Raw genomic sequence first — 12,280 nt, forward strand, 5'->3', positions numbered from 1 at the left:
CCATCAACCATCAACCATCAACCATCAACCATCAACCATCAACCATCAACCATCAACCATCACAATCAAATCTTAATATGTCCCCAGTTTTCGCCACTTGCAATTCTTCTGATTTGCATTTCGCTGACTCCAAATTGTTTGGCTATCATTTTCAGGCGTGTTTTTTGTTCGGGTCTGGCGAGCATTTTTTTGATTAACATGACTTTGGTAGTAGTTAATTTTCTGCCATCCGCTTTTATGTTGTGTTCAATTAAATTCTTCCTGGCCTGAATTACATGTGGACTCTTACGGCTGTGCGCTATCATTTCAGCTCTGGTCGCCCATCGCAAATTGCTTACATCATCATTATTTCTCACATAGTCCAAATGAAGTACATAGGTTTGTTCGTCCGAGAGTTTGGGGATAAAATATTGCGCCACCAATTTGTAAAAGAAAAAGTGCTTATTGATAATTTTACCTTCTTTTTTTATTTTAAACTTAAATGTAGGATAACCATCACTAAGGCTTCCTTTTAAAATACGCCCATTTTTTATTTCATCAGAAAAACTGACCAGTCGGCCTTTGTTCGAAATGGCATAGCGAAGCTGCATGGACGGTTGCACTTCAATCTCTTTGAATTGTTCGTTGGGATAAATTCTAATTTGTGGCATTTGAATCTGAATTTAGATGCTCTAATATACGCAATTAAAATTAAAAACAGTCTAAAGTATTGATTTCATTGATATTTTAGGATTATGCTAACACAGTTTTAACTTTTCGAAAAGTAAGTTCTGATTTTTTTAGTTTTAGTTGGCTACAGAAAATTGCGAATCGTATAAATTCTTATAATAACCTTCAGTCTTATTTAATAATTCCTGATGCGTTCCCTCTTCTACAATTAAACCTTTATCCATTACAACAATTTTATCGGCATTAACAATTGTAGCCAATCTGTGTGCTATGATGATAGAAGTCCTGCCTTTGGTTATAGTTTCAGTAGCCCGCTGAATTAATTCTTCAGAATAAGTATCAATTGAGGATGTAGCTTCATCCAAAATCAGAATACTCGGATTGCTTACGTAGGAGCGTAAAAATGCAATTAACTGACGCTGACCTGACGAAAGCATAACGCCTCTTTCTTTTACATCAAAATCATAATTATCAGGCAAACTCATAATAAAATCATGTACACCAATTTTTTTGGCCGCATTTAGAACTTGTTCACGTGTAATTTCAGGATTATTTAAGGTGATATTATTATAAATCGTATCGGCAAATAAAAATACATCCTGCAAAACTACAGCAATTTGTTTTCTTAAAGACGCTAAAGTGTAGTTTTCAATATTGTGTCCATCAATAAAAATGGTACCGCTGTTAATTTCGTAAAAACGATTCAGTAAATTAATAATGGTTGATTTTCCGGCTCCGGTAGAACCTACAATAGCAATTGTCTGACTTTTATCAACAGATAAATTAATTCCTTTAATCACTTCTTCTTCCGGAATATAACTAAAACGAACATCTTTAAATTCTATACTACCTTCAAATATGGGAGCTTCCAGGGTACCTGTGTCCTGAATATGATCCTGAGTATCAATAATATCAAAAACCCGATTGGCAGCAATCATTCCTAATTGCATCTCATTAAATTTATCCGCAATCTGTCGCAACGGATTAAAAAGCATCGCAATAAACATGGTGTAAGAAAATAAATCACCAAAAGTGGTAAAATTATCTCCGTTCAAAATTTTAAATCCGCCGTAAACCACTACTAATCCTAAAGTAATAGACGAAATAATATCGGCAATAGGAAAAAAGATCGAGTTGTATAAAATTGTTTTGATCCAGGCTACCCTGTGCTTATTGTTTATGTTTTTAAAGTTTTCCGCTTCTATTTTCTCACGATTAAAAAGCTGGACAATTTTCATTCCGGTTACACGCTCCTGAACAAAGGAGTTCATGTTCGAAATCTGATTACGGACTTCTTCAAAAGCTACCTGCATTTTACGCTGAAAAATACGGGTAATGTAAACCAGAATTGGCATCGCTACGATCACAATCCAGGTTAGTTTCCAGTTCATGTAAAACATAAAAATCAATACCACCAGCATTTTCATCAGATCACTGATAATCATAAACAATCCCTGACTGAAAATACGGGCTATCGATTCAATATCAGATACAGATCTGGTTACCAACTGTCCAACCGGAACCAAATCAAAATACTTCATTCTAAAGCTCAGAATATGTTTAAAGAGTTTATTTCGAATATCTTTCACAATATCCTGACCAAGCCAGTTGGCCCAAAAAACAAAATAAAACTGAGAAAACACTTCCATCAGCAGAACGATTCCCATTAAAATAATGTACATCAATAAACCCTGTTTATCATGCGTTTTGATATAGCCATCAACAGTTTGTTTCAATAAATAGGGACGAAGTGCCGCAAAAACAGAAAGTGAAACAGCAAAAATAATAACGCCGTAATAACGCCATTTATAGGGTTTTGTATATTTTAGAATACGTTTGAATAATCCGGTATCAAATGCTTTTGCTTTCATTTATTTTAGGAGCTTATTCCTGCTTTACGTTTCAATCTTTTTATTTTTAAAGAAAAAATAAAAAGGATTTCCACTTCAATCAGGGCTATTTTATAATGTATTTGTAATCAATTTTAGTTAAATATAATCCATATGCCGGAACCGAAAAACCGGCTTTCTCCCTGCTTTTACTGGCAATGATGTTTTCAAAATCTTCAAGCGAAATCTTGTGCAAACCAATGTTTACCAAAGTACCCACAATGGAACGAACCATATTTCTCAAAAACCGGTTCGCCGAAATCGTAAAAATTAATGTATTGTTTTCACTTTTCCAATACGCATCAAAAACCGTGCAGTCAAAAGTATTTACAGCTGTATGTACTTTAGAAAAACATTGAAAATTCGTATGATTCAGTAAAATTTTGGCGGCTTCATTCATCAAAGCTACATCTAATTTCTGATTAAAGTACCAGCTCAATTGTTCCAGAAATGGATCCTTAACCGTATTGATATGGTATTCGTACGTTCTTTTAGTGGCATCAAATCGACAATGCGCTTCATCTCCAACCAAAATAATATCAAAAACAGCAATATCCTTAGGTAAATACGAATTGAGTTTATGGATTAAATTTGGAATATCGATTAAATTTTCAAAATCAAAATGAGCGAACATTTCCCTTGCATGAACACCTGTATCTGTCCTTCCTGCACCCATTGCATTGATAGAGGAATTCAATAAAACAGAAAGACCTTTGTTTAAAGTTTCCTGAACGGTGCAAGCGTTGGGCTGAAATTGCCAGCCGTGATAATGGGTTCCGTTATAAGCAAATTGAATAAAATATCTCAAAATAAAGTTTCAAAGGTTCAGAGTGGCAAAGGTACAAAGATTTTTTTCTTTATGGACTCAAACAGCAAAGGTACAAAGGTAAGTTTTAAAGCGTTTTATTGTAGTGACGTCTAGGATGCGTCTAACTTTGGGTATTAAAATATTTTTAATAAGGGCTGTCTATATTTTGCGGATAGGAACCATTAGAAAATTGCTTCCCTAATCTTTTCATCTTCTAAAAGAACTGTTAAAACGCAAAATACCAATCATAGTTAATACACCAAAAAATCGTGTCAGAAATTGACAATTCCAACGATATAAAATCAATTAAATTTTAAGTTTTCTGACTTGAAATTATCAAACGTTAATTTTAAAAACATTTCATTTTAACAGGAAGTATTTGATTTATGTTTGTAGTCTAAATATCAAAAATTATGAATGAAATTACTTCTTACTGGTGGATTTTACTAATTGTATTTTCTATCTTGTTTTACAAATTTATTTTACGGGTTTTCTTTGGGATGGTCATGGTTCCAGAGGATAAAATTGGTTTGGTCACCAAAAAATTCGTTTTGTTTGGGGCAGATAAGTCACTTCCTGATAGTCGTATTATTGCAACAAAAGGCGAAGCTGGTTATCAGGCACAAACACTTGCTCCGGGTTTGTACTGGGCGATGTGGATTTGGCAATATTCTATTGACATGACAAGTTTTACTATTGTACCAGAAGGTAAAATAGGACTTGTTTTAAGCAAGGACGGAAAAGAGATTCCAACAGGACGAATTCTAGCGCGAAAAGTAATCAGTGACAACTTTCAGGATGCTCAGGCTTTCCTGGATAATGGCGGGCAAAAAGGGCGTCAGACTGCTTTTATTACAACGGGCTCATATCGTATTAATACGTTTCTTTTTGAAATCGTAATTGTAGATCAAATCAAGATTTTTGAGAACATGATTGGTATCGTGACAGCTCTTGACGGCGAACCTATACCGATTGGACAGATTGCAGGTAAATATGTAGAAGGACACAATAATTTTCAGGATTGTGACGAGTTTCTTAATCTTGGCGGAAACAGAGGTTTACAGCCACAAGTAATATTGGCAGGTTCTTATTATATTAATACCTGGGCAATTCAAATTGAGCAAAATCCAATGACAGATGTGCCTATCGGATATGTGGGTGTTGTTATTTCATATATTGGTGAAGACGGATTGGATGTAACCGGTGAGCATTTCAAACATGGAAACATTGTATCAAAAGGACAACGAGGTGTCTGGATGGAACCTCTGGGACCTGGAAAATATGCTTTGAATAAATATACGACTAAACTGGAATCTGTTCCAACCACCAATCTGGTACTGAATTGGGCTGATGCACGGAGCGAATCTCACAATTTAGATCATAATTTATCGACCATTACGGTTCGTTCTCAGGATGGTTTTCCTTTTAATCTTGATGTATCACAGATTATTCATGTTCCGGCAAATGAAGCGCCAAAAGTTATTGCCCGTTTTGGAAGCATGACCAATCTGGTTTCTCAGGTTTTGGAGCCTACCATTGGTAACTATTTTAGAAACTCGGCTCAGGAAAGCGATGTCATTTCATTTTTAAGTACAAGAAAAGAACGTCAGGAATCTGCTAAAAATCATATTAAAGTAGTTCTTGATGAATACAATGTGAATGCTGTAGATACTTTAATTGGAGATATAGTTCCGCCGGATTCATTGATGAAAACTTTGACAGACAGAAAACTGGCCGAAGAAGAACAAAAAACCTATCAGACCCAAAAAATGGCACAAGAGCAACGTCAGGGGATGGAGAAAGAAACTGCAATTGCAGATATGCAGAAAGAAATCGTGCGTGCCTCGCAAAGTGTAGAAATTGCCCAAAGAACAGCTGATGCAACGGTAAAAAAAGCAGAGGGTGATGCAACAAGTTTAAAATTAAATGTAAACGCAGAAGCAGAGGCTACAAAAATGCGTGCCAATGCAGAAGCTGAAGCAACAAAAGCAAGGGCAGGAGCACAGGCCGAAGCAACAAAATTAAACGCAAGCGCTGAAGCAGAAAGAATTTCAAAAACAGGTTTGGCAGAAGCAGAAAAAATCATGGCAATTGGTAAATCAACCGCTGAATCTTATCAATTGCAGGTTAGTGCAATGGGTGGTGACAACTTTACAAGATATAAGGTTACCGAAGAAATCGGTAAAGGAAATATCAAGGTAATCCCAGATGTTTTGATTTCCGGTAATGCGGGATCTGAGGGCTCTATCAGTGGTTTGTTAGGATTAAAACTAATGGAAATGATGGATACTAAAGATTCTAAAGAAATTAAAAATCTTAAAAAATAAATTACTGACAAAATTTTAAATGCAATTAAAAAATCCGATTTGCGAAAGCAGATCGGATTTTTTATAAATACAAAAAATGCCCGGAATTCCTTTTGATAAAACCTTTGTACCTTTACATCAAAAGAAAATATAACTTTTTATGAAAAAAATCCTCCTGCTTTCTGATACGCATAGTCATATTGATGATACTATTTTAAAATATGTTTTACAGGCAGACGAAGTCTGGCATGCAGGTGATATTGGTGATTTGAATGTTACGGATACTATTAAAAAACTGAAACCGTTGCGATGTGTTTATGGCAATATTGATGATGCAAAAGCGAGACTGGAATTTCCGTTGCATAATCGGTTTATATGCGAGGATGTCTCAGTTTGGATTACACATATTGGCGGCTACCCAGGTAAATACAATCCTAATATAAAAGAAGAAATGAAATTAAATCCGCCAAAATTATTTATTTGCGGACACTCTCATATCTTAAAAGTAATATTTGATAAAAAAAATAATTTACTGCACATGAATCCCGGTGCTGCGGGTAAGAGTGGTTTTCATCAGGTAAGGACCATGCTGCGTTTTGTAATTGACAGGGATAAAATAAAAGATCTTGAAATTATAGAAATAGAAAAAAGAGCATAAGTTTAAATGGGAACTCTTATTTTTATTGAAGTTCCCTGGTTTTTTTTCGATTTTACATCAATATGACCATTCATATTATTTATTCGGGCTTTAATTTGATTAAGCCCAAAACCTTCGACAAAATTAAATTCGTTAATATCAAATCCTTTTCCATTATCATTTATCTGAATATGTAATCCATCTGTGTTTTCTGTTAATACGACTTGTGCCTTATTAGCCTGGCTATGTTTGATTATATTATTTAAAAGTTCTGAAATAATAAAATATATCCTTGTTTCAAATTTTTCATTGTATCTGTTTTTGATTGAAATACTATTTAGATATTCAAAATGCAAAGTAGAATTCGAGTTTTTTTCGCATAAATCATCCAAGGCATATAATAATCCAAAACGCACTAATAAAGTAGGAAGCAGATCATGAGACAAATCCCTTACTTTATCATGTGTTTCGTCTAATATGAATTTTGTTTTTATAATTTCATCTGTCACTACACTATGCTGTGATAAAAAAACATTAAGATGCATTCCTGCCGAAGATAATGAGGCACTTATGGTATCATGCAAAAATAAGGCAATTTTTTTTCTCTCATTTTCCTGGCCGTCAATACTGGCATTAATTATATTTTGATGTATTTTATTCTGAATATTTTTAATTCTGTTTTTTTGTTTCAGTTTCGTGTTTTGATAAAAAAAGTAAAATAAAATAATACTCACAATGAATAAAGAGAGCATTATTGTAATGATTTTTTTATTTCTTTGTTTTTCTGAATGAAATAATTTTTCTTTTTGTTTACTTTGTAATTCTATTTTATCAATCTCTCTTTTATATTCATCAATTTCAAGATTTATTCCAGCTAAATTTGCTTTTTTAACTTCTCCTTCAATAGTAATTTCATTCGTTAAGGTATTATAGGAGTTTAAATTCGCATACGCATTTTTATAATCACCTATCTTTGATAAAAATTTTGAATACTCCTGATATGCATAAGACAGGTCCGTTTTTTGGCTGTTTTTTTTCCCATTTTTAATTGCTTCTTTAAAATAGAAATGAGCATTTGCATTATTATTAATATGCTTATTGTACATTCCGTTAAGCATATTTAAAGTAACTAGTGTCGTTTCGTCTCCCAATTTTGGATGATGCTTATTAAGAAATTTTAAATAGGGCAAACCTTCTTTATAATTTTTAATATCAAAATAAGCCCACGCAATATTAAGCTTAGTAAAAAAAGTCTGTACATTATCATTACTGGTTTTGCTGTAATGTAATGATCTTATATAGTAACTTATTCCTTTTTCATATTCTCTCTTATCAAAACAATAAATGTTTCCTAAGTTGTTATAAATTTGCTTAATTAAAGGATCATTCTCAGTTTTTTCAGCATAAATCAAACACTTTTTATAATAAAACAAAGCCTTTTCGGACTCATATAGTTCATCAAAATTAGCACCGATTATATTGTATGAATTTGCAACTAAGTTATTGTTTTTTAAAAGAATAGAATATTTTAAAGTTTTTCGTGATAGAATTAATGATTTCTCAAAATTCCCTTTGTCCAGATATTCTTTTGCCGTATAAAGTAAGGCAGTTATTTCTTTTTTAGATAAAATTTTATTTTCACCAATAGCACTGAAACTATAAAAAGGTATAAAGAGAAAATATAGTATTAATGTTCGAAAAAGGGGCATAAATTTTTTTGTGGCTAAAAATACATTTTAAAATTCTTATAATCAAATGCAATTTTTTTTTTTAGGACTTTTCATTAAATGTTGATTACACAATAATGGATTTGCCTTGGTTTGTATGAGATTTGTTATTGTCAAAATAAAAATCTATCCTGCCCAAATTTATTCCATAGCAGCCTACCTGATTGATAAGTACATTTTCTCCTGCTTTATTTTTTACTACTGTAGGTTTGTCTAAAAAAGTATGAGTATGTCCGCCAATAATTAAATCAATATCCTGGGTTAATTCGGCCAATTTTAAATCACTAATTCTTGCTTCATCATCTTTGTATTTATAACCTAAATGTGAAAGACAAATGACTAAATCGCATTTTTCTTGATTTTTTAGTAATTGCGTCATGTCTTGTGCTATTTCTACAGGATTATTATAAACCGTTTCCTTATACATTTGCTTGTCTACCAATCCGGCAAGTTCAATCCCTAAGCCAAAAACGCCGACTTTTATCCCGTTTTTATTGAAAATTTTATACGGCTTTACAAGACCATTCATAACCGTATTTTTGAAGTCATAATTAGCATTTATAAATTCAAAAGTGGCATGTGGCATTTGTGCGTACAAGCCATCCAGACCATTATCAAAATCATGATTTCCAATGGTTGAAGCATCATATTTCATCATGCTCATCAACTTAAATTCCAATTCTCCTCCATAATAATTAAAGTAGGGAGTTCCCTGGAAAATATCTCCTGCATCTAATAATAAAACGTTTGGATTTTCCTGACGAATAAATTCTATAAGAGCCGCCCTTCTAGATACGCCGCCTTTATTAGGATTACGGGGATCATCAGCCCGAAATGGGTCAATATGACTGTGAACGTCATTAGTATGCAGAATTGTCAAGTGTTTAATATCACTTTTTTCAAAACTGCTTAATGATAAACCCAAACTTAACAGGGCAGTAGTTGCAGCAGTTTTTTCGATAAATTCTCTTCTTTTCATTGTTATATGTTTTTGCAGGAATGCCTGTGTTTTTTGAATTGTTTACTCTTCTGTAATTCTGATATCTCTCAGTATCGGAATCGTATCAACTTCTTTAAAATAATCAATCAGGACATTTCGGAGCTTATAATTCAAATCAAATTTCTGAAAATTTTTAGCGAAAAATGTCATGTAATCGCCGCCATTCGCCAGATAATCATTTGTTGCTACATAATATAATTTGTTCAGGTCAAGAGGTTTTCCCTGAATTAAAATATTTTTAGCGGTCTTATCTTTTGAAATTGTAAAAGTCAGACCGGATAAGGGTTGTGCTTTCTGTACCTTAATAATATAGGAAGTTATTTCAGGAATTTGATTACCTTTTAATGCCACTACAACCAGGTTATTTTCAAAAGGCATAATTTCGAAAGCAGTTCTGGTAGTAACATTTCCTTTTGGTAAAATTGCTCTTATACCCCCGTAGTTTAAAATACAAAAATCAATATCTTTTTTCTCCCGTATTTTGAAAACAAGATTTCCTTGTTGCACACAGGCATCAGCAATTAGATTTCCAATTGTAGTCTGCCATTTTCCCATGCTTTTATCGAGAGTTTCAGGAGAATACGCAAGAACGCTGTCTAAATCCTTATTAATATGATCGCGATAAGGTTTAATGAAGTTTTTAATTGTTTGATTTTCTGCATCTTTTTCCGTTACAGCAAGTTGTTTTCCTTCTATCTTTGTCAAATTATAATTTTTCTGACTACAGGAAAATATAAAAAAAAATGTTAAGAATATAACAAAAAGTTTTAAAAATCCGTTATACTTTTTTAGTTTTGCCATCTTAAATGCAACTTAAATAATTAATTTTGTAATTAGTAAAAGTACTATGTTTTTAAATCATATACAGGAGTTTTTTGTAAAAAAATCATTAAAAAATAACTTGGATAATGTCAAAAACGAAGTCTTTAATAAAGATATAAAAACAATCGGATTATTAATTGATGAAGATAAATTTAGTCATTCGAAAGAATTGATTAATGAATTAACATCACATGGAATTGCTGACAAAGACATCAGGATTGTCGTTTACAAAAATAAATTTAATAAGGAAATGATATATTCATTTCCCACTTTTGGAAAAACACACATTGATTGGAAGGGACATATTAGGGAAACTTTTTTAAATGAGTTCATAGAAACAGAATTTGACTTATTAATAAGTTATTATAATTTCGAGAATTCTATTTTGATGATGGTTACAGCTCAGTCAAAAGCTAAATTTAAAGTAGGATTTTCGTCAGTAGATAAAAGATTAAACAGGTGGATGATTAATACTGATTTAGAAAATTATAACCTTTTTGTATTCGAACTTTTTAAATATTTGAAAAAAATAAAATAAAAATATAAATTAAAATATGCAATCATTAATAGGAACTGGTGTTGCACTCGTAACCCCATTTAAAAAAGATTTCTCAATTGATTTTGAAGCATTACAGCGAATTGTCAACTTTTCAATAGATGGGGGAGTTGAATATCTGGTTGTAATGGGTACTACGGCAGAAAATGCTACTCTGACACCATCAGAAAAAGAATCAGTAATTAATGCAGTAATTGAAACTAACAACGGAAGATTACCTTTGGTGCTTGGAGTTGGAGGTAACAATACAATGCAGATTGTTGAGGAATTAAAAACAAGGGATTTTTCTGCCTTTGATGCAATTCTTTCAGTTTCTCCATACTATAATAAACCAACGCAGGAAGGAATTTACCAACATTTTAAAGCTATTGCTCAGTCGTCTCCAATTCCGGTGATTTTATATAATGTACCTGGCAGAACTTCCAGTAATATGCTGCCATCAACTGTAATTAGATTAGCTGAGGAGTTCAGTAATATTGTAGCAATTAAAGAAGCTGCCGGAGATATGGCACAGGCCTTGAAATTAATTAAAAATGCCCCAAAAGATTTTCTTGTAATTTCAGGTGATGATATGATTGCTTTGCCAATTGTTCTGGCTGGCGGAGCTGGAGTAATTTCGGTAATTGGGCAAGGTTTTCCGAAGGAATTTTCAGAAATGATTCGTTTAGGATTGAACAGAAAAGTAAACGAAGCATTTAAAACGCAGTATTTTTTATCGGATTGCATGGATATGATTTTTGAACAGGGTAATCCTGCAGGAATTAAGCAAATCTTTCAAACCCTTGGTATTGCTGACAATACTGTTCGTTTACCATTGGTAGCTGTAGATGATTCATTAGCTGGTAGACTTAGTGAATTTGTCAAAAACAGTATTAAAGCAGAGCAGCATTAACGCTATTTTATTATCCAAAAAATATTTTGTAATCGCTAAATTAATAACTAAATTTGCCACCGAAACTTCGGTGTGATTTTGATTTGAATATTCTCAAAAAAATCATAATAAAAGTAAGAAAATGAAAAAAATAGTATCCCTATTAATTGTTATTGTCCTTTTTTATTCTTGTAGTGATTACCAGAAAGCATTAAAAAATGAAGATATAGCTGCAAAGTTCGAGATAGCCACAAAAATGTATGAGGCTGGTAAATACAATAAGGCAATTCGTCTTTTTGAACAATTGGCTCCTACATACAGAGGTAAGCCTCAGGCAGAAAAACTTTTTTATATGTTTTCACAATCTTATTATAAAACACATCAATATTATTTGGCCGGTTATCAGTTTGAAAGTTTTGTTTCTGGATATCCCCGCAGTGAAAAGGTACAGGAAGCTGCTTTTCTAGGCGCTTACAGCTATTCAAAATTATCACCTGTTTATAGTTTGGATCAAACAGATACAGTAAAAGCACTAGATAAATTACAGGCTTTTATTGATAATTATCCTAATTCTGAATATGTTGCTCAGGCAAATGAGGCAGTTAAAATATTAAATGGCAAATTAGAGAAGAAAGCATATGAAAATGCAAAAGGATATAATACTATTTCAGATTACAAATCCGCATTAGTTGCCTTTGATAATTTTATTGCTGATTTTCCGGGTACTCCTTTCAAGGAAGACGCTTTGTTTTACAAATATGATTCTGCCTATCAATTGGCAATTAATAGTATTCCTTCAAAAATGGAAGAACGTTTGAATGTTGCCAAGGTATCTTACAATAACCTGGTTAAGTTTAATAGCGCTACAAAATATAAAAAACAGGCAGACGAAATGTATGCCAGAGTTGAAACTGATTTACAAAAATTTACTAAATAAAAAAAAGTCATGGATTTAAAAAAGACGAATGCTCCTGTAAATACAATAACTTACAATA

The 12,280-nt window shown here is 32.5% G+C and carries 11 protein-coding genes; 5 read left to right on the top strand and 6 right to left on the bottom strand.

The window, feature by feature from the left end:
* Positions 1-65 precede the first annotated feature (65 nt).
* The 3 genes from ABI657_RS17435 to truA form a co-directional block, all read right to left on the bottom strand.
* Positions 66-650 (bottom strand): NUMOD4 domain-containing protein, encoded by a 585-nt coding sequence (locus tag ABI657_RS17435; RefSeq protein WP_348098545.1) that lies wholly within the window; start codon positions 648-650, stop codon positions 66-68.
* Positions 651-785: 135 nt separating this feature from the next.
* The gene (locus tag ABI657_RS17440; protein ID WP_348098546.1) at positions 786-2,540 is read right to left on the bottom strand and encodes an ABC transporter ATP-binding protein; all 1,755 of its coding nucleotides are present in this window, start codon (positions 2,538-2,540) and stop codon (positions 786-788) included.
* Between the two features lie 85 nt (positions 2,541-2,625).
* Positions 2,626-3,366 carry a tRNA pseudouridine(38-40) synthase TruA gene (gene truA / locus ABI657_RS17445; protein ID WP_348098547.1) on the bottom strand — a complete coding sequence of 247 codons (741 nt, stop codon included), beginning with the start codon at positions 3,364-3,366 and terminating at the stop codon, positions 2,626-2,628.
* A gap of 413 nt (positions 3,367-3,779) precedes the next feature.
* Here truA and ABI657_RS17450 point away from each other — a divergent pair, with 413 nt between their 5' ends.
* Both ABI657_RS17450 and ABI657_RS17455 read left to right on the top strand, forming a co-directional pair.
* Positions 3,780-5,693 carry an SPFH domain-containing protein gene (locus ABI657_RS17450; RefSeq protein ID WP_348098548.1) on the top strand — a complete coding sequence of 638 codons (1,914 nt, stop codon included), beginning with the start codon at positions 3,780-3,782 and terminating at the stop codon, positions 5,691-5,693.
* A 139-nt stretch (positions 5,694-5,832) separates the two neighbouring features.
* The gene (locus ABI657_RS17455) at positions 5,833-6,330 is read left to right on the top strand and encodes a metallophosphoesterase family protein (RefSeq protein WP_348098549.1); all 498 of its coding nucleotides are present in this window, start codon (positions 5,833-5,835) and stop codon (positions 6,328-6,330) included.
* Between the two features lie 2 nt (positions 6,331-6,332).
* Here the strand turns inward: ABI657_RS17455 and ABI657_RS17460 are convergent, their stop codons facing one another.
* The 3 genes from ABI657_RS17460 to ABI657_RS17470 all read right to left on the bottom strand — a co-directional run bounded on the left by ABI657_RS17460 (position 6,333) and on the right by ABI657_RS17470 (position 9,837).
* A complete protein-coding gene (locus ABI657_RS17460) occupies positions 6,333-8,018 on the bottom strand; it encodes an ATP-binding protein (RefSeq protein WP_348098550.1) in 1,686 nt (561 codons plus the stop codon).
* An 85-nt stretch (positions 8,019-8,103) separates the two neighbouring features.
* A complete protein-coding gene (locus ABI657_RS17465) occupies positions 8,104-9,015 on the bottom strand; it encodes a metallophosphatase (protein ID WP_348098551.1) in 912 nt (303 codons plus the stop codon).
* 42 nt (positions 9,016-9,057) lie between these two features.
* A complete protein-coding gene (locus ABI657_RS17470) occupies positions 9,058-9,837 on the bottom strand; it encodes a 5'-nucleotidase (protein ID WP_348098552.1) in 780 nt (259 codons plus the stop codon).
* A 46-nt stretch (positions 9,838-9,883) separates the two neighbouring features.
* Between ABI657_RS17470 and ABI657_RS17475 the strand changes: the two genes are divergently transcribed.
* The 3 genes from ABI657_RS17475 to bamD all read left to right on the top strand — a co-directional run bounded on the left by ABI657_RS17475 (position 9,884) and on the right by bamD (position 12,222).
* Entirely contained in the window at positions 9,884-10,396 is a 513-nt protein-coding gene (locus ABI657_RS17475; protein WP_348098553.1) for a hypothetical protein, read from the top strand.
* Between the two features lie 16 nt (positions 10,397-10,412).
* Positions 10,413-11,306, top strand: a complete 894-nt coding sequence (gene dapA / locus ABI657_RS17480; protein ID WP_348098554.1) for a 4-hydroxy-tetrahydrodipicolinate synthase — start codon at positions 10,413-10,415, stop codon at positions 11,304-11,306.
* Between the two features lie 121 nt (positions 11,307-11,427).
* Positions 11,428-12,222 (top strand): outer membrane protein assembly factor BamD, encoded by a 795-nt coding sequence (gene bamD, locus ABI657_RS17485; protein WP_348098555.1) that lies wholly within the window; start codon positions 11,428-11,430, stop codon positions 12,220-12,222.
* The last annotated feature ends 58 nt before the right edge of the window (positions 12,223-12,280 follow it).

The organism is Flavobacterium sp. (assembly GCF_039930565.1).
In the GTDB taxonomy this organism is placed as follows: domain Bacteria; phylum Bacteroidota; class Bacteroidia; order Flavobacteriales; family Flavobacteriaceae; genus Flavobacterium.

What these genes read in the sequence shown, in the direction of transcription:
- ABI657_RS17435 (WP_348098545.1), bottom strand. Translation starts at nt 650, where the DNA reads ATGCCACAAATTAGAATTTATCCCAACGAACAATTCAAAGAGATTGAA.
- ABI657_RS17440 (WP_348098546.1), bottom strand. Translation starts at nt 2,540, where the DNA reads ATGAAAGCAAAAGCATTTGATACCGGATTATTCAAACGTATTCTAAAA.
- ABI657_RS17450 (WP_348098548.1), top strand. Translation starts at nt 3,780, where the DNA reads ATGAATGAAATTACTTCTTACTGGTGGATTTTACTAATTGTATTTTCT.
- ABI657_RS17455 (WP_348098549.1), top strand. Translation starts at nt 5,833, where the DNA reads ATGAAAAAAATCCTCCTGCTTTCTGATACGCATAGTCATATTGATGAT.
- ABI657_RS17460 (WP_348098550.1), bottom strand. Translation starts at nt 8,018, where the DNA reads ATGCCCCTTTTTCGAACATTAATACTATATTTTCTCTTTATACCTTTT.
- ABI657_RS17465 (WP_348098551.1), bottom strand. Translation starts at nt 9,015, where the DNA reads ATGAAAAGAAGAGAATTTATCGAAAAAACTGCTGCAACTACTGCCCTG.
- ABI657_RS17470 (WP_348098552.1), bottom strand. Translation starts at nt 9,837, where the DNA reads ATGGCAAAACTAAAAAAGTATAACGGATTTTTAAAACTTTTTGTTATA.
- ABI657_RS17475 (WP_348098553.1), top strand. Translation starts at nt 9,884, where the DNA reads ATGTTTTTAAATCATATACAGGAGTTTTTTGTAAAAAAATCATTAAAA.
- dapA (WP_348098554.1), top strand. Translation starts at nt 10,413, where the DNA reads ATGCAATCATTAATAGGAACTGGTGTTGCACTCGTAACCCCATTTAAA.
- bamD (WP_348098555.1), top strand. Translation starts at nt 11,428, where the DNA reads ATGAAAAAAATAGTATCCCTATTAATTGTTATTGTCCTTTTTTATTCT.